This is a genomic window from Microvirga sp. (assembly GCF_014699075.1).
GTDB lineage: Bacteria > Pseudomonadota > Alphaproteobacteria > Rhizobiales > Beijerinckiaceae > Microvirga.
The window spans coordinates 1-15,126 of sequence record NZ_JACXAB010000089.1 but is presented as its reverse complement, the minus strand read 5'-3'; the positions used below and the strand labels follow the sequence as shown (position 1 = coordinate 15,126).

Annotated in this window: 18 protein-coding genes and 2 pseudogenes; 12 read left to right on the top strand and 8 right to left on the bottom strand. The window is 57.7% G+C overall.

Annotated elements, in window-relative coordinates; translation table 11 throughout:
• Window positions 1-610: 610 nt before the first annotated feature.
• Window positions 611-1,669: a Fic family protein gene (locus IC232_RS31330; protein WP_190848860.1), complete on the bottom strand. Its 1,059-nt coding sequence runs from the start codon at window positions 1,667-1,669 to the stop codon at window positions 611-613.
• A 98-nt stretch (window positions 1,670-1,767) separates the two neighbouring features.
• Window positions 1,768-1,854 carry a type II toxin-antitoxin system CcdA family antitoxin gene (locus IC232_RS33550; RefSeq protein WP_190848862.1) on the bottom strand — a complete coding sequence of 29 codons (87 nt, stop codon included), beginning with the start codon at window positions 1,852-1,854 and terminating at the stop codon, window positions 1,768-1,770.
• A gap of 127 nt (window positions 1,855-1,981) precedes the next feature.
• Between IC232_RS33550 and IC232_RS31320 the strand changes: the two genes are divergently transcribed.
• From IC232_RS31320 to IC232_RS31295, 6 genes and pseudogenes are all read left to right on the top strand, one after another.
• Window positions 1,982-2,407 carry a helix-turn-helix domain-containing protein gene (locus IC232_RS31320; protein WP_210335569.1) on the top strand — a complete coding sequence of 142 codons (426 nt, stop codon included), beginning with the start codon at window positions 1,982-1,984 and terminating at the stop codon, window positions 2,405-2,407.
• 42 nt (window positions 2,408-2,449) lie between these two features.
• A complete protein-coding gene (locus IC232_RS31315; protein ID WP_190848859.1) occupies window positions 2,450-2,791 on the top strand; it encodes a transcriptional regulator in 342 nt (113 codons plus the stop codon).
• A gap of 128 nt (window positions 2,792-2,919) precedes the next feature.
• Window positions 2,920-3,099 (top strand): annotated as a pseudogene (locus tag IC232_RS31310) (antitoxin Xre/MbcA/ParS toxin-binding domain-containing protein); the annotation flags it as partial.
• An 84-nt stretch (window positions 3,100-3,183) separates the two neighbouring features.
• On the top strand, window positions 3,184-3,444 hold the full coding sequence (locus tag IC232_RS31305; RefSeq protein ID WP_190848857.1) for a DUF433 domain-containing protein: 261 nt from the start codon (window positions 3,184-3,186) through the stop codon (window positions 3,442-3,444).
• A gap of 216 nt (window positions 3,445-3,660) precedes the next feature.
• Window positions 3,661-4,071: a hypothetical protein gene (locus tag IC232_RS31300; RefSeq protein ID WP_190848856.1), complete on the top strand. Its 411-nt coding sequence runs from the start codon at window positions 3,661-3,663 to the stop codon at window positions 4,069-4,071.
• Between the two features lie 46 nt (window positions 4,072-4,117).
• The gene (locus IC232_RS31295; protein ID WP_190848855.1) at window positions 4,118-4,456 is read left to right on the top strand and encodes an integration host factor subunit alpha; all 339 of its coding nucleotides are present in this window, start codon (window positions 4,118-4,120) and stop codon (window positions 4,454-4,456) included.
• Here the strand turns inward: IC232_RS31295 and IC232_RS31290 are convergent.
• Window positions 4,398-4,652: a hypothetical protein gene (locus IC232_RS31290; RefSeq protein WP_190848863.1), complete on the bottom strand. Its 255-nt coding sequence runs from the start codon at window positions 4,650-4,652 to the stop codon at window positions 4,398-4,400. The genes IC232_RS31295 and IC232_RS31290 overlap by 59 nt on opposite strands.
• A 506-nt stretch (window positions 4,653-5,158) precedes the next feature.
• Here IC232_RS31290 and IC232_RS31285 point away from each other — a divergent pair.
• Entirely contained in the window at window positions 5,159-5,626 is a 468-nt protein-coding gene (locus IC232_RS31285) for a hypothetical protein (protein WP_190848854.1), read from the top strand.
• 27 nt (window positions 5,627-5,653) lie between these two features.
• Here the strand turns inward: IC232_RS31285 and IC232_RS31280 are convergent, their stop codons facing one another.
• From IC232_RS31280 to IC232_RS31270, 3 genes are all read right to left on the bottom strand, one after another.
• Complete coding sequence (locus tag IC232_RS31280; RefSeq protein WP_190848853.1) at window positions 5,654-6,616, bottom strand: adenylate/guanylate cyclase domain-containing protein; 963 nt, start codon at window positions 6,614-6,616, stop codon at window positions 5,654-5,656.
• Complete coding sequence (locus IC232_RS31275) at window positions 6,613-7,197, bottom strand: Pycsar system effector family protein (RefSeq protein ID WP_190848852.1); 585 nt, start codon at window positions 7,195-7,197, stop codon at window positions 6,613-6,615. Before IC232_RS31275 ends, IC232_RS31280 begins: the two co-directional genes overlap by 4 nt.
• Before the next feature lie 98 nt (window positions 7,198-7,295).
• Window positions 7,296-8,360, bottom strand: coding sequence for a hypothetical protein (locus IC232_RS31270; RefSeq protein WP_190848851.1), 1,065 nt, complete (start codon window positions 8,358-8,360; stop codon window positions 7,296-7,298).
• Window positions 8,361-8,613: 253 nt separating this feature from the next.
• On the opposite strand from IC232_RS31270, the gene IC232_RS31265 reads away from it, so the two are divergent.
• Window positions 8,614-9,372 carry a hypothetical protein gene (locus IC232_RS31265; protein WP_190848850.1) on the top strand — a complete coding sequence of 253 codons (759 nt, stop codon included), beginning with the start codon at window positions 8,614-8,616 and terminating at the stop codon, window positions 9,370-9,372.
• Window positions 9,373-9,553: 181 nt separating this feature from the next.
• Here the strand turns inward: IC232_RS31265 and IC232_RS31260 are convergent, their stop codons facing one another.
• Window positions 9,554-10,258, bottom strand: a complete 705-nt coding sequence (locus IC232_RS31260) for a LysM peptidoglycan-binding domain-containing protein (protein ID WP_190848849.1) — start codon at window positions 10,256-10,258, stop codon at window positions 9,554-9,556.
• A 154-nt stretch (window positions 10,259-10,412) separates the two neighbouring features.
• Between IC232_RS31260 and IC232_RS31255 the strand changes: the two genes are divergently transcribed.
• The 4 genes from IC232_RS31255 to IC232_RS31240 all read left to right on the top strand — a co-directional run bounded on the left by IC232_RS31255 (window position 10,413) and on the right by IC232_RS31240 (window position 14,074).
• Complete coding sequence (locus tag IC232_RS31255; RefSeq protein ID WP_190848848.1) at window positions 10,413-11,087, top strand: competence protein CoiA; 675 nt, start codon at window positions 10,413-10,415, stop codon at window positions 11,085-11,087.
• Between the two features lie 110 nt (window positions 11,088-11,197).
• A complete protein-coding gene (locus tag IC232_RS31250) occupies window positions 11,198-12,148 on the top strand; it encodes a tyrosine recombinase (protein ID WP_190848847.1) in 951 nt (316 codons plus the stop codon).
• Window positions 12,149-12,207: 59 nt separating this feature from the next.
• A complete protein-coding gene (locus tag IC232_RS31245) occupies window positions 12,208-13,476 on the top strand; it encodes a replication-associated recombination protein A (protein ID WP_190848846.1) in 1,269 nt (422 codons plus the stop codon).
• A 133-nt stretch (window positions 13,477-13,609) separates the two neighbouring features.
• Window positions 13,610-14,074, top strand: a complete 465-nt coding sequence (locus IC232_RS31240; RefSeq protein ID WP_190848845.1) for a hypothetical protein — start codon at window positions 13,610-13,612, stop codon at window positions 14,072-14,074.
• Window positions 14,075-14,883: 809 nt separating this feature from the next.
• On the opposite strand, the pseudogene IC232_RS31235 reads toward IC232_RS31240, so the two are convergent.
• Window positions 14,884-15,126 (bottom strand): annotated as a pseudogene (locus tag IC232_RS31235) (septum site-determining protein MinD); the annotation flags it as partial.

The window sequence follows — 15,126 nt, the reverse complement described above, 5'->3', positions numbered from 1 at the left end:
AAGTCCGTCCGCATCGCTTAAGCAAAGGCTTGGGGCGGGCTCAGTACGTCCACCAACCAATCCGTGCAACACAGCCCTTTGCAGGCCGACGGACATTTCAATCTGGCAGCCACATTTGCTTGTAGCCGCAAAGTTAAAATGCCAGCTCTGAGCAATGTCCAAATGTGTTTATCCCTGGATTCCTGGTGCTACTATGCTCTTTAATCGCTCCGTTCTGTAGGCTTGGCATTTCGCCCTCGCATTAAATGAATCTTGCTTGAGCAGACTTTTACTGACACTTCCCTGCATCGCATTCTGAACCGAGCTCGATCATACGACGTCGGACCCTTAAAGCTTGGGATTCAAGTATGCTGCGCAGCAGCATCATGACGGCGTCCAACTGCCAATATGCTTTCGAAATCCGCGCATAAACGTTGTCGCCAATGCCGGAGCTGGGTGCGGGGGCGAGCGTAGGGCAACGAACTCGGCGTCGATGAAGGGGGTGAATGGTTTGGCAATGATGCCTAGGAGGATCTGATTTTTTAGGCTGCCGATGGAGCTGGCTGGTCGGCAGCGGTATCGGGCTTGAGGATTGTCTGAGGGTCAGGGCAGATCTTTATCTGATGATCACTCACATCAAAGCGTACCAAGCACCCCGTCCAGCTCCATGTCGCGCGAGATGTCCCTGATCGGCTAACGCCCGAAGGTGGACTTTGACGGTGTTCCGACTGCTTCCAGTTGCTTTGACCACCTCGGCAACACTCACCCGTCCACGCTCGCGGGCCAGTTCCAGGATCTGAACCGACAATTCAGGTAAATCGCCGAGAATCATCCGCTCCCGTTCGATCTTCTTCTCCAGTCGGCGTTTCTGCTGTTGCAGGGCACGGAGAAAGAACCCGAACCAAGGATTCCAGTCCGGCTTTGGCGTCCGGATTGTGCCCTGTGTTCGCCGCAGAGCGAGGTAATAGCCTTCCTTGCTCTGCTCGATCACGCTTTCCAGTGAGCTATAGGGAACATAGGAATAGCCAGCGCGCAGCAGGAGAAGTGTGGTCAGAACACGCGACAACCGGCCGTTACCATCCTGAAACGGATGGATTTCGAGGAAGACGACAACGAAGACCGCGATGACGAGCAACGGATGCAGGTCTTTGGCTTCCTCACGGGATCGGACCCATGATACCAGCTCGTTCATCAACTGGGGTGTGTCGAAGGGCGTTGCAGTCGCAAACACGACACCGAGGCTTTGACCTCCCTCGTCAAAAGCCTCGACATTATTGCTGAGGGTTTTGTATTCGCCCCGATGGCGCTCATCCTTATCGGAATGGATGAGCAGATCCCGATGCAGTTGCTTGATGTGGTTCTCCGTCAGTGGGATGCCCTCCCAATGACTGAAGATTGTGTTCATGACATCGGCGTAGCCAGCAACCTCCTGCTCGTCGCGGCTCGTAAACGCGCCGATCTGCAGGTTTGACAGGAGACGCTCAACCTCACGATCCGAGAGCTTGGCTCCTTCGATCCGGGTGGATGATCCGATACTCTCAATGGTCGCGACCCGCCGCAGGCTCGACAGGCGCTCCGGGGCAATCCGGCCGATCGCACGCCAGGCACCCTTGAACTCATCAATCTCGGCGATCAGTAAAAGGATCTCTGGCGTGATGAGCAGGGTATCTAAATCGAAAGGCGCGACCATTTCTTTATCCGATTACACCCGATTAGCCTTGCACGCCGCTCACCAATTGTCTATCCATTTTTATCCATTTCTGCCAGCTATACCGTGCGTTTAATGCGTCAGAACTGCCGAAATTCGTCCAGGAGCAGCCCATCTCGCTCGACCTTTGCATTGTGAGCGTCGAGAGCGTCTCGATTTTCTTCCAGCCAGCGAGCCCGCCCCCTACCACTGCCTTGGAATACATATCAATAGACGATATATATTCGCCATGATCGACGAGGCGATGCGACATCTGCTGGACTATGACAGGAGACGATATTGGCTGGAGAATGGATGGAGCATCCGATTTCGCATTGCAGCATCACCAGTGACCCTCGGTCGCCCAAACAGGCGCAGGAGATGATGATGAAGCGGACTAGTTTGACTGAGCTGCGTGAGGAGATGCGGGCGGTTGCACGGGGCGAGCGGAACCCTTCTCCTCGGCCTGCCGCCCCATTGTTGGCAGCTCTCTCAATGGAGGCGCTTGAGCTTCTAGGTGTATTGCTGCGAGAGCGGCCGGAAACGATTGCCCGCGTGGTCGAGCTAACGGGCCGAGCACAGCCAAACGTCTCGCGATCGCTTCAGCAGCTTGCACTGCACGGGCTGGTTAGGCTTGTGAAGGACGGTAGAGAGGTTAGACCGGAGCCGATCGCCCGCTCCTTCACCGTCGATCTTGAAACCGGAACCTACGAAGCAAAGCCAGTCACCGAACCAGCGTGATCTTACTGCGTCCTGGCGTGATGTCGACCAATGGAGGCCCGAATGACTATAGTGACGCTCTCTGTTGCCTCCCGTGAGGATGTGACCCGGCGTGCGCTCGCGGCGTTCGAAGGGAAGGCTCAGGGGGCGCACATCTCGTTCGCTTCAGTCGAACTCCTCTGGCAAACTCTAACGACGAAGCGCTGGGAGATCCTGAAAGCCATGACAGGACAGGGCCCTCTGACGATCCGAGAGGTTGCCCGTCGCGTTGAGCGGGACGTAAAGGCCGTTCACGGCGACATCCATTCTCTATTGAACGCAGGGTTCATCGAGCGGACGGACGAGGGCCTCGTGATTTTCCCTTATGACGCGGTGCACGTTGACTTCACGGTGAAGGCAGCGTGACAGAAGCTCCCTATGGAGCGGCTCAATACTCGCCAATGACCGCAGGTCTTGGGGATCGTACAGGAGCATGCCTTAGCGTACAGTAGCCGCATGAAAGGTGATTGGGGATGACGATGGATGAGGCGACGCTCCGGATCCTCAAAATGGCTGAGGAGTTGGCGGACGACGAGCAAAGCGCTGTGATCTGGTTCGAGCGTCAGCCAATTCCGGGCTGGGCTGGAAAGACAGCCTATGACCTCGTCCAGGAGGGCAAGGCGGATAAGGTCTTGGACTATCTGGAAGCGGTAAAATCCGGCGTCTACTCTTGATCCAGAAACTAGGATCGCCTGAGGTGTAGGTACAGCCTACAATGCTGAGTGTAGGAGCCCCAGGCGAACAGGAGCGACACTGGCATGGCGATAGACGGGATTATCTCAGATCCGGAGATCCTGGGTGGTATGCCGGTCATCAAGGGCACGCGCGTGCCGGTCTATGACTTGGCAGCGTCTGTGAAGGCAGGGATCCCGCGCGATCGGATATTGGCGGCTTACCCCACGATTGAGGAGCACCAACTCGACTTGGCTGTCGCTTACGCAGAGGCCAATCCGCTGGGAGGGAGATCTCACTCGGGCGACCCAAGGAATGGATCCAAGACAGGTTTTGACGACGGATGAGACGCCTGCTGATATCAGAGCCTCCCTTGGTGATGACATCGCAAAACCTTGAGTGGTTTTCTCTTGTCGGCAAATTCGGCCGTTGCCGCTTTGTAGGCCGCTGTTGAAAAGCCAGAGTTGAGCCAAAGCCGTTATTCCATTTTGCCGCATGGGACGGCAAAGCTGGCAATGAACCGCCTATCAAGGGCAATCTTCCAGCACTGAGAACCGACCATCATGACTGCCTCAAAAAAAGCGGCCGCTCTCCTGGCTGCCTTTGTCGCGCTTTCCGCAACCGAAGCCCTTGCCCGCGACTACTACGACGGGGACTGGTCCCGCTCGGGTGACAACTGCAAGAAGGACGAGCAATGCTGGATCGAGATCCGAAAGCCCAGGAAGGCCAACCAATATACCTTGAAGTTTGTCGTCGCCGATCGCCTTGACGGCAACAAGGTAAGATGCTCGGCGGACGCGACTGCCGAGAAGTCATCCAGGGGCAATTTTCTTCGTGGTGCCTTTACTAAGACCAGACAGATGTTTGACGTCTTTGCATGGAAAGGCGGACGGATTGAGATGCACGCGGTTGGCAATTCCCCGTGCGATCCGTCGATCTCGATCAACGGCCTTTATGGTGCTGCTGGCGACTAAGCAGAGCGGCCGCCCTTCCAAAGAGTCTTATGAGCGCGGGGGACTGATGCCGAACAAGAATGTGACGCGAGCAGACCTAACGGATGCGGTGTACGTTACCTCGGGTCTTCCGCGGCACGACGCGGCAGCGCTGGTGGAGCAGGTGCTCAGTGAGATCTGCGATACGCTTGAACGTGGAGAGACCGTGAAGCTGTCGGGCTTCGGCGTGTTCACCGTACGGGACAAGGGGGAGCGGATTGGGCGAAACCCTAAGACAGGGGAGGAAGCACCAATTGAGCCCCGGCGTGTGGTGACCTTCGCCCCATCGGACAGGCTAAAGACCCATATCAACGGGGCGAGTAAGATTGGCTGGGTTCAAGAGTGCCGGCTTTTTCATCGGAGATGAGCTCCGGCTCGATCAAAAGTACGCTGCCAAAGCGGTGCTCGATTTCGGCCGCGGCGGCCTCCAAAGCCTCGATCGTGATCCGGTTGGGATCAGTGCCGCCCTTGATCCAAACGCCTGGGACCTGCCGGACGTGATCTTCTGCGGTCAGCGATCCGGTCTGAGCCTCTTGGCGAGTAGCAACAACATAAATGGGCATCGACACCTCCGACCAAGCTTAGCTACAATGAGAACGTAGGGCGAACATCTTTGCTCTGCAATATGTTCATGCCTTTGGGGTGGGAGAACCACGAATAATGATCCGGCTACCGCTTATCGTGTTGAGTGTTGTCTCGTCGGCAGGCTTTGCATCAGCCCAGTCGCCGGCCGTTCCATCAAATGAGATCTGCCGCGCAGGCATAGCATCGGTCATGGGCCGCGACCCCTCAATCATGAGCATGAGGCCCGAAGCTGATTTTCTTTGGGTCACATACACACGCCCAAGTGACAAGAAGGTCTGGTCCTATCGCTGCCGCGTGAGCGGAAACAGGATTGAATGGGCAGACGCTGACGGGATCTGGCGTGACAAGCCGCATAGTACGCTCGTCACGTTCGAGATCATTAATAGCGGCAAAGCGATCAAGATCACGGAAGATTATCGAGACGGCTCAAAGGCTGATAAAACTTACCCCCGGTCGAAACTGCGATAAGATCGGAGAGGCCAGGATGAAGGCGTCACCCGTGGAGGATTCAGAGATGGCAGCACTTATCGTCAAAGGTTCCGGTCTCGGGCGCCTGCTAAGTCTGGAGGAGGGTAGGGCGCGTCTGGACGAAATAACGGTCGATGATGATTCAACAGATTGGGCCGCGTCCGAGCTTCTGAGCGCACCCGTACTAGCCGAGAGGCTTCAGGTCTCGCTCGCGACCCTGGACGCTTGGCGCACAGCCAACAAAGCGATCTCCTTCCGCAGAGAGAGCGGAGAGTACATTTACCCGCTCCGCCAATTTGAAGGAGCTGAGCCGGTAAAGGGCCTCGATCAAGTGGTTGAGTTCTTTACCTCAGCTGAGGAAGCCTGGGAGTGGCTCGTTACGCCAGGCAGATACACCAATGGCGAGGCTCCGATTGACCGGCTGCGCTCAAACCACGTCGACGAGGTGGCCCGAGCAGCGGAAGGTATGAACGATTTCGGGTGAGGCTGGGCCTGAGATGATCAGGGTAACTTATGTATCGAAGTCCGTGAAGATTACATCGCCTCCAAAGACGGGGCCAGAGTAGCCCGGAACCTGAAGCTTAATCTCGCTGAACATCCTCTGAGTGATGATCGGCGAGTTGGGCGCGGCCGCGCGATAGCCATCCATCACAGCCTTGGTGATGAGGATCGGTGGAGTCTGTGGCTTCGTGACGTACTTCTCTTGCGAGAGGAGCATATGCTGGAATGTCGGATCCGCATGAACAATGCGATTGCTCAACCCGTCAATTGAGAGACTTCGAATAAAGTCCGACGGGTATACGTTAGTCCATGTCCAGTTATACGACGGCAGCCATGGCGGCTGAAATGCAGCCTGGACAATAGGGATCGTGACACTCTCCTCTGGCTTATTGGCCAGATCTGTCAGCTTGCTCGCAACGTTTGCTGGACGACCAAGCCAAACCAAGCTCCGATATGCGGATTGCTCGTTGCCCCGGCGCCGCACTCCGGTCTTAGTTGCCAGCATCCTGCCAGCGTCAATACCGATACCGCACTCGACCTCGCCCGGCTTGAAATATCGATTGATAATATACTGCGACGTCGAATTCATAGCGACCGCACACCCCATCGCATTCGCGAACGCGTTCTCGCGGTCGAAGATCACCATTACACGGTCGCCGATGATGCCGCGGACGTGCCCTTTATGGTAGCGAGCACAACGCGTCATCGCTCTCACAAAAGCTGAGTATAGCTTCGCGACTGTATGCTGTCTGTGAACGAGGTTGAGCTGTGTTGACCGCCGAATGTCGATATACAGGACGCAGGTATCGATGAGTTTCGTGCCTTGACGCTTTTCATCGAGGTTTGGAAACGTGATCGCGGGATCCGCCGAATGAGGAACCGTGTCGGTTTTGACGACATCAATCTTGAATTCGGCAGCCAGAATGGCCTCAACCTCCTCGGCGACGTCGTCTCTTAAATCCTTGATACTCATTGAGAGGCACCTGCCGGGGGAAGTAGTGTCAGGATCATGTCCCAAATGGCTTTGAAGGCCGGAGGCAAAAACAGAGTCAATGCCGCCAATACGAATAAAGCGCCTGTGTTGAAATAGCTAAATTTGCGGTCGGCGATCTGACTGTTGACCGCAATTTGGACCGAGAGGTCATCCAGATAATTCCGCGCGGCGGATTCCCCATCCGGGGGATAGTAACGCTCACGAATTCTGTCGCGAAATGCGGAGGGCTCAAACGTCGCGGCATCGCCGAAATAGAGCAGGGATTTAGCTCTCTCCGGGTCTTTATGGAGCCGCCCCAGATTGGTCTTTGGGATAAACGACAAAATTGCGATGATTGCAGCCGCGGTAAATATCGGAACGGCGGCAGTGAAGGACATTCGCCAGAGCGGTGAAACTGGCTTGTCCGACGTCAGGAAATTTACGGATCCTATAATCCATGCGGATGAGAAGGTCAGAAGAGCTGCATTCTTCGCTTCTGCGAATTTGATAAAGTCGATAACCCGTGTTAGGGCCGACGACAGCGCTCGCTCAAATGCCTCCTGTTGGTCATCCTTTGCCATACTTACCTCCCCAGTCAGTCAATATCTGACGGGCGCGACGGTTGATAGTAGGGCTGGGCCATACTCGGCTTGTTGTACCGGATCGATCCACTGGACCGCTACTCAGCTGCCATAACAGGCAATGCCCGATCGGATGGGTGCGACATGGCCCTGCGGGCAAGGGTTTCAGCCTGAGCGAAGAGAGTCATCTCAATCTCGTCGAGTGTCTCTACCTCTAGTCGGCGGGCAACTTCCCTTAGGATCTGCAAATAAATCGAATAAACACGCGATGGATAGGCTTCGTGCGCGTCGCTGTTATCACGGACCTTCATAAATTCATGGAAGGCTTTGGCGGTCGTATTTTTACTGGGCAGGTTCGGGAAGAAGATTGGCCGCTCGTGCTCTTGGACAATCTGTAGGGCATTAAGGGCCATAGCGACCCGCGCATCGAAAATGGCGTACCGATCGGGATTCCTGAGGACGAGGATCTTGGACCAGGTGGCCACGCCGCCGGCGCCCCGGCTTTCGAGATCGTCTTCCGTCTGAGCGATATAGGCTCGGATCGTCTCTTCCTTATTGCTCGGCACGCCGCCCCATTTGGCTACATACCAATTTGCAAGATCGTAATGCCGATCGGGTTGGGTATGCCAGGCGGCCGAGAGTGAGCGCTTCAGCCGGAAATTCGCCTTTGCCAGGCTGTCGGGTCCCTGCTCAAAGGCTACAAAATCGGGAACGGCCGGGATCGCCCACGTGTAGAGCTGGTCGAGCTCGGGCCCGTACTCCTGGAAATAGGCTGCCAAGCCGTCACACAACGGGGCCAAATATCGGGGCAGGCGCTGTTCCGGAGGAGCGATCGGCCGAGCCGCGGCAGAAGAGGCGACCGGCACACTTGGAAGTGCCTGCTTCGGCTCGGAGGCGACCGGCGCCGGGATAAGCCCGACCCAAGCAAGCCAGCTCCGGAATTGCTCGTCTGCGGCCTGCTTCGCCAGTTTGAGGGTGTCCTCAACGCCCTGCTTCTTGATCGTCGTCGCGCCTGGGAGATCGTTCAGATACCAGCGGAAGCGCCCTTGGTCGGGCCCGCTCTGGATCCGGACGGCCCGGGCAAAAGCATAATGACGAAGATTGCCCGTCAGGTCGTCCGGGCTCGGATCTTCCGGAATGGTTGGTTTCCAGTTCAAAGGCATAGTCGGCGAGCCCCGCTCAGAACCCCTGCGCCAGCAATCATTGACAGAGCCGAGGCGGAAAGAATGGACATCATGCCCGTGAGTATAATTCTGCTATTCGCAAAGTGAGCATTTGTGAAGTCGGAACGGAGCAGGGGTGCACACTTGCCGAAATTAGGATTAATGACGCCCGGGGCATGACAGGTGGATGCATTTACGATCTTATCCCACCGTGTCGTGTAGCCTCACCGCGACAACAATGCAGGAGCAAAACTTGCGATTTTACTTTCTCACTGTAGTCTCTGCTGCCGGATTGGTCGTCGCCTCGGCATCATATGCGCAGGACCGCAATGGAGCCCCCAACGAGCTTATCGGGTACTTTGGCAAAAGCCCCGAGCAGTGTCAGTCGTATCACCGAAAGTCAGATGATATCAGCCACATTACAAAGAGCGACTATCAGTGGTGCGGAGGCTCAGCCTGCGGCGCTAGTGTTGTGAGCCATCGCCGGTCCAAAGACACATTCACCCTCAGGTTTCGGAGCCCCAACAACCCTGAAGGATGGACGGCCGCATTCAAGATGATTGATGAGAACATCTTCGAGCACCGAATTGACGGCTTCCCAACCGAGACACTGGTGCGTTGCACTGAGCGTGATCAGATCGCCGGGATCGGGCGGGATACAACCCCGCCTGGGCTGACCAAGTCGCTCGACGCCGTCTTCTCAGCGTACTACGCGCTTGGCCTTCCCCAGCACTGCAGTAATCTTGAGGTTGATCGCAAGATCGCTGAGCAACTGGTCGAGGTCGGAACACTCACTTGGATAAAGTTCATTCTTGAAACTCAAAAGGGACCTTACCGGCAGAACGCTCAGCAAGCGAGAAAGTCAGCGGAAAGCCAGCGCGGGAGTGCCGAATATGCCCTCAGGGAGGACGCGAGCACAATAAGGGACTTCTGCAATCACGCGGCGAGCGCCTTCGGCCCCGACGGCACTGTGATAAAGGACTTAGTCAAGGATAAGCGCCGAAAGGCGTGACATATTCTCTGGTTCGCCAAACTAAGTCCGTCGCTCCAGCGGTAACCACGGTTTTTCAGAACATCCTTCAGCTCGTACGGGGCCTGAACGGCCCAGAGGCGGATGAGCGCCCGATCAGCCGAAGCCGTGAGATAGGTGAGGGGACGAGGGTAGGGGGCAACCCAGACCTGCGCGGTGGGCGCTACCTGCTCTCCAGTAGTGGGGGAGAATATGCAACCACACTCGACCAGCGGACCTGAACCGGACCTCCTTCTACCACTGCAAGCGACACAAACTCATTGCCATTGTGCACGAGCCGCTTTGTGATCCCGTCCGCTCTGGTCGTTGAGCTCCAAGTCTGCGGGTCCGGAAACTCAAGGTTTTCGATCACGGCTATGTCGATCAGCTTACCGCTTCTGGTCAGTCTCTCGGTCTTATGCTGAATCTCACGCAGTATCTCGATCCCTTGGCTCTTCATTGAGTTCGAGATGACACCCTCGAACAGTCCCAGCACCGCCGCGCCTCCGATTGCCCATTCGGGTGAGCCAAGAAACCCGATCCCGGTGGAGAAGCCTTCAAAGTTCTTCATGGCCTTCGCTCGAAGCGCAACGATCTCGCGCACGAGGTCAGCGTCATACAAGGTGATCTTTTCAATGGTGAAGGACTGTCTGGACGACAGCGTCAGAACCGGGTGCTTGACGACTGTAGGGGGCAGGATCGGTTCCGGCTCCCGTTCCGGCTCGATGCCTGGAATGACCAAACGATCCCCTGGCCAAATGACTGGCGCCGGAAGATTGTTGGCTTTCTGAATCCTGCTCCAGCCGTCAGACGCTCCGTAGTATCGCCTGGAGAGCGTCTCAAGGGTTTCTCCCTTCTCGACAACGTGGGTTTTTCCATCCTTCGCCATGCTACCCTCCTAGCCTCCCTCGGTTCATGGCAGACGGATCTTGACCATGCAATCTCCCGCGGGCGCAGTGCTGCATGAGTCAGCCCCCTTGTCGACGAAGGCACCGAGTGATCTACAATCTAACTACGGTATGGAACGTGTTTGGGTGGCGTAAGTGTTGTTAGCCAGGGTCGGGGAAGAGAAGCGTGGTCCGGTCGCAAAAGGGGAACGTGGGCGTTGTCCGAATTGCAATTCCGAAGTTCTGGCCGTCGTCCCCAGAGAGAACATCAGGCACTGGCGCCATCGTGCCCGCGACTGTGATCCGTGGAGCGAACCGGAAGGGCCGTGGCATCTGGGATGGAAGGATCAGTTCCCAGTTGAGGCCCGCGAGGTGTCCCTGATTGACCCATATACGGGCGAGAGGCATAGGGCCGATATCCGCACCCAAGCTGGTGTTGTCCTTGAGCTCCAGCACTCATCCATCCCTGAGGAAGAGATCGCTGCCAGGGAGGCCTTTTACACCCGAGACCACCGGATGTTTTGGCTCGTCCACATGCACAACGAGGGCAGCTTTCGAGGCACGCATTTTCTCATGTCATTGAACTTCGATAAGCGTCCCATCAATTTCGGGGGCAAGCGGTTCTCCATCATGTCTTGGGTAGGTCCAGGGAAGCAGTTCATCGAGAAATGGAAGCGTTCCTCGACGCACGTCTTTTTCGACTGTGGCGGGAGCATTTTCTACCTTGCTACGAAGAAGGGCTGCGCCCCGATCCTCGAGCAACTGAAAAAGGGGGAATTCGCCCTGTGTCCGCTTACCGTCCGTGAGTTTCTGGAAGCCGTGTCCGGATAGGGCATTTGGGCTGGACGTGCCCCGATATCTCAGGATTTCGCATAATAAGGATTTTGACAAGAAGTCTGTAACCGGTGTTGTGCCATGCTCCTCCCAACCAAGAGGATTGCATGCACACCAACAGAAGGTTTGCCCAACTGTGGCTTGATGCCCTGGCGACGGAGCTTGGGGCCTCCGCTGGCACCATTACCACGTACACTGACGATCTGAACTGCTACCTTACCTGGCTCGATGAGAACAGGCTCGGCCTGGACGAGGTCGGCCTGGAGCAGATGCGGGACTACATCGCCACCCTCGATCAACGCGGCTACGCCGGATCCACCATTGCCCGGCGTATCACGGTGGTGCGCGGCTTGCACAAGTTCCTGATTGCCGAAGACCTCGGCTCCCATGACCCCACCGCTCACCTGTCGAGCATGAAGCAGCCGCGCAAACTGCCTTTCGTGCTCTCGGTTGCGGAGACGGAGGCGCTACTGGAGACGGCCCACACGCTTGCCGCCGATCCGTCAGTCGGTCTGTACCGGCAGGCCGGATATGCCCGCCGCGCTGCTCTGTTCGAGACGCTGTATGCCTCCGGCATGCGCATCAGTGAGGCCCTGTCGCTGCCCTCCGATGCCGCCCCTGCGGGCACCCGGATGCTGCTGGTGCGCGGCAAGGGCGACAAGCAGCGCCTCGTTCCGCTGCACGAGCGGGCGATCGAGGCCCTTGCACAGTGGCAGAGGCTGGCACGCGCCTGTTCCGGCGGAGCGCCCTCGCCGTGGCTGTTCCACTCGGTGCGCAATGGAGCCAAGGCTCTGACACGCCAAGCCGCCCTGCTGGAGATCAAGGAGGTAGCGGTCACGGCCGAGCTCTCCAGCCCCGAGCGGGTGTCACCGCATGTGCTGCGCCATGCCTTTGCCACCCACATGCATTCCGGCGGCACCGACCTGCGGGTGCTGCAGGAGCTGCTCGGCCATGCCGGTATCGAGACCACCCAGATCTACACCCATCTGGACACCTCCCGCCTTCACCAGATGGTCCGCGATCTCCATCCGTTGAATGCTGAAAACATTGCGGATTAAGCGTGCAGATCGAGTAGGAGTACACTCACCCTATTCCTTCAAACCGTCCATGCCCCGTGATGAAACCTGATCTCTTCACCAAGGCCCAGGAGCAGCGTCCCAAGCCGCTCGCCGCCGAGATCCGCTCGGAAACACTCGACGAGCTCATTGGGCAGCAGCATATCCTGGGACCGAGCGGGCCGCTGCGGCGCCGCGTCCGGGCTGGCCGTCTCGGTGCGGTCATCCTTTTTGGCCCACCAGGGGTCGGCAAAACCACAATCGCCTGTGCCATCGGCCAAGAGATGAAGAAGGAGTTCCGCTGTCTTCATCCGGCTAGCAGTAATGTCTCTGACATCAAGGCTGTGGCTCAGGAAGCTCAAGCCAAGGACGTCCTGGTGTTTATCGACGAGATCCACCGCTTCAGCAGTGCGCAGCAGGACTATCTCCTCGATCTGACAGAGACCGGCACCTTCGACCTGATTGCCGCTACAACCGGTAATCCCTATCACGTGCTCACCCCTGCCCTCGTCTCCCGTGCATCCATCTTCCAGCTGGAGCCGCACTCCCTGGAGGATCTACAGCGGGTGGTTGATCGGGCTGTTGCCTTTCTCGCCAGCCACAAGGATTTGCACGTCCGCCTTGAGGCTGGTGCGCTAAAGCAGCTCACCGGACGGGCCGGAGGCGACGCCCGCCGCGTGCTGAATGCCCTTGAAACACTGGTGGTCGGATCAGAATTCGGATCAACCGTCGCGATCACCGGAGCCATGGTGGAGGAGGCCTACCAAGTTTCACCCTTACCCTTTGACCGGAAGGGCGACTTTCACTACGATACGACCTCGGCGTTCATCAAGTCGATGCTCGGCTCGGATCCGGACGCCACCCTCTACTGGCTGGCCCGCCTGATCCATTCCGGTGAGGATCCTCGCTTCATCGCTCGGCGTATTCTCATCCACGCGTCAGAGGATGTCGGTCTTGCCGACAACACCGCCCTACAGACCGCCGCCGCTGCTCTCACGGCCGTTCAGCACGTTGGCTACCCGGAAGCCCAGATCGTGCTGGCGCACGCAGCCTTGCACATCGCCCGGGCTCCAAAGTCCAACTCTGCCTGCCGCGGCATCGGAGCGGCGATAACCTATGTCAAATCGCAGCCGATGATCCCGGTGCCTCCACACCTGAGGGACGGGCATTACGCTGGAGCAACCAAACTGGGCCATGTCGGCTACCAGTTCCCGCATGATGATCCCCGCGGCTGGGTTGAGCAGACGTACGCTCCCGGCATCCAGCCAGGCCAGTTCTATCAGAGTGACGGCCGGGGTAGTCAGACGTTCGAGGCAAGAGCAGACGCCTAGTGGGATCGCATCACCGGTCAGCCGCAGCCGAAGCATGCGCCGGAAGAGCCCGGCAGCAGCTGAGGGAGAACCTGGGATGGTACCAGTTCCGCCCCTGCATGGTAGGAGAGAAACGATCCAAAGGTGGAACGAGATGAACACTGCGCCCTTCGAAGTCATTCCGGCTTGGCGGATCGCACGGTTGAGAACAGCCCTGCGCGATGCGGAACGGCGTGGTGCAGATCCGGATGATGACGGCCGCGATCTCCTCCACCGTGCCCTCCGGCGTCGCTTCACATTGGCGCGTGGACGCGTGAAGAATGGGCCGAGTCTGGCCTCCAGGCCGAAGACCACACGCAAAGGCCGCAGCTTTCCGCACCTGAAGCTGGTCATCATCTGGCGGGCCATTCTGAGCTGTCGCCCCTCGGCTTGGAAGCAGGGCGATACTGCACCGTTTGGCAGCATTCGCAGGGCGCACGATCAGGCTGTTGCTGCCTGCCGGGCTGCTGGCATTGCGCCGCCGCGCTATCGCACCGTCTATGTCATGTGGCATCGCGGCGTCCCACCAGCGGACGTCGCTGCGGCGTTGCATGGTGACTATGGAAAACCGCCGAGGTAACGAACTTACCAGGCAGCGGGATGAAGGCGCCCCTTCCAACGTTCATGACGCGGGAGTCGAGCCGCGGCAGCCAAACGCTTCGTCATCCTGCGCTGAACCGCCCTCGACGACACACCTGAAGCAGTTATCACTGTCTCTGGTATTGGTTCAGATGTTAGCTCCTGTTCAACAGCTTCCGAACCCTTCGTTCGTGGCTTCCGTGACTTGACCCTCACACCCTCACTTTGTGCGGGCTGAACGTGGGAGACGCCTCCCGTGTCCTCCGAATCGTCCCGAGCACCGTCCGTCTGCGGCATGGCTTCGGCACTCATCGGCGCTGCGGCGGGGGCATCTGCTACGTCTTCAGAGGCGCTTGCATCCAGATTGAACTCCATCTGCTCTCGGTTGGCGTCCACTGAAGGACGCTTGCGGCGGGCAAGCTCAACGCGCTCTGAACTGCTCCACACAGGTTCGACGATGCTCGGCAGAATGCGTGGGGCGGCGGATGGCTCAAGCACTGCTTGAGGCTCTTCCTTCTGGAAGACTTTTGTGGCCTCAGCTGGGACTGTCGCCAACAAAGGTCTTGGCGGGAGATGGGTGCGCTGACCTGGAACGCGGGACTTCTTGATCTCAACCAAGAAAGGCTTTGAATTTTGCTTCATCGTATATGCTGATTGTGAACATGAAAGATAATGATCTAAGAACCTGCTGATGTGGGGTCAAGATTGAGTATACGTGATGCTGCTCATCCAAATTCTTCGTGAGTTCGCCTCAGAATATATTCTGCACCACAGCTTCTGACCTCACTCTTGCAAGACCCTGGAGCAGGTCTATGCAGCTCGTCGGGTGAACAGCCTGCGCAGCAGATGGGGCTTGTCGCTCGAAGTGACGATGACGGTACCCTCACCGTTCAGCCGCTGGGCCGCGTCACGGTAGGCTTGAGCCGGCGCACTGCCAGGGCTGCCCACGGTCACCGGGGCTCCGACGTTTGAGCTCAGCAGCACTTCCCCACTCTCCGGGATGATGGCCAGCAGCGGAATGGACAGGATCTCGAGCACGTCTTCCACCTTCAT

Bases quoted from the DNA above. Each gene is read 5' to 3' on its own strand.
- IC232_RS31300 (WP_190848856.1), top strand. From the start codon at position 3,661: ATGACTGCCTCAAAAAAAGCGGCCGCTCTCCTGGCTGCCTTTGTCGCG.
- IC232_RS31290 (WP_190848863.1), bottom strand. From the start codon at position 4,652: ATGCCCATTTATGTTGTTGCTACTCGCCAAGAGGCTCAGACCGGATCG.
- IC232_RS31270 (WP_190848851.1), bottom strand. From the start codon at position 8,360: ATGCCTTTGAACTGGAAACCAACCATTCCGGAAGATCCGAGCCCGGAC.
- IC232_RS31295 (WP_190848855.1), top strand. From the start codon at position 4,118: ATGCCGAACAAGAATGTGACGCGAGCAGACCTAACGGATGCGGTGTAC.
- IC232_RS31315 (WP_190848859.1), top strand. From the start codon at position 2,450: ATGACTATAGTGACGCTCTCTGTTGCCTCCCGTGAGGATGTGACCCGG.
- IC232_RS31260 (WP_190848849.1), bottom strand. From the start codon at position 10,258: ATGGCGAAGGATGGAAAAACCCACGTTGTCGAGAAGGGAGAAACCCTT.
- IC232_RS31245 (WP_190848846.1), top strand. From the start codon at position 12,208: ATGAAACCTGATCTCTTCACCAAGGCCCAGGAGCAGCGTCCCAAGCCG.
- IC232_RS31280 (WP_190848853.1), bottom strand. From the start codon at position 6,616: ATGAGTATCAAGGATTTAAGAGACGACGTCGCCGAGGAGGTTGAGGCC.
- IC232_RS31305 (WP_190848857.1), top strand. From the start codon at position 3,184: ATGGCGATAGACGGGATTATCTCAGATCCGGAGATCCTGGGTGGTATG.
- IC232_RS31275 (WP_190848852.1), bottom strand. From the start codon at position 7,197: ATGGCAAAGGATGACCAACAGGAGGCATTTGAGCGAGCGCTGTCGTCG.
- IC232_RS31285 (WP_190848854.1), top strand. From the start codon at position 5,159: ATGAAGGCGTCACCCGTGGAGGATTCAGAGATGGCAGCACTTATCGTC.
- IC232_RS31320 (WP_210335569.1), top strand. From the start codon at position 1,982: ATGGAGCATCCGATTTCGCATTGCAGCATCACCAGTGACCCTCGGTCG.
- IC232_RS31330 (WP_190848860.1), bottom strand. From the start codon at position 1,669: ATGGTCGCGCCTTTCGATTTAGATACCCTGCTCATCACGCCAGAGATC.
- IC232_RS31240 (WP_190848845.1), top strand. From the start codon at position 13,610: ATGAACACTGCGCCCTTCGAAGTCATTCCGGCTTGGCGGATCGCACGG.
- IC232_RS31250 (WP_190848847.1), top strand. From the start codon at position 11,198: ATGCACACCAACAGAAGGTTTGCCCAACTGTGGCTTGATGCCCTGGCG.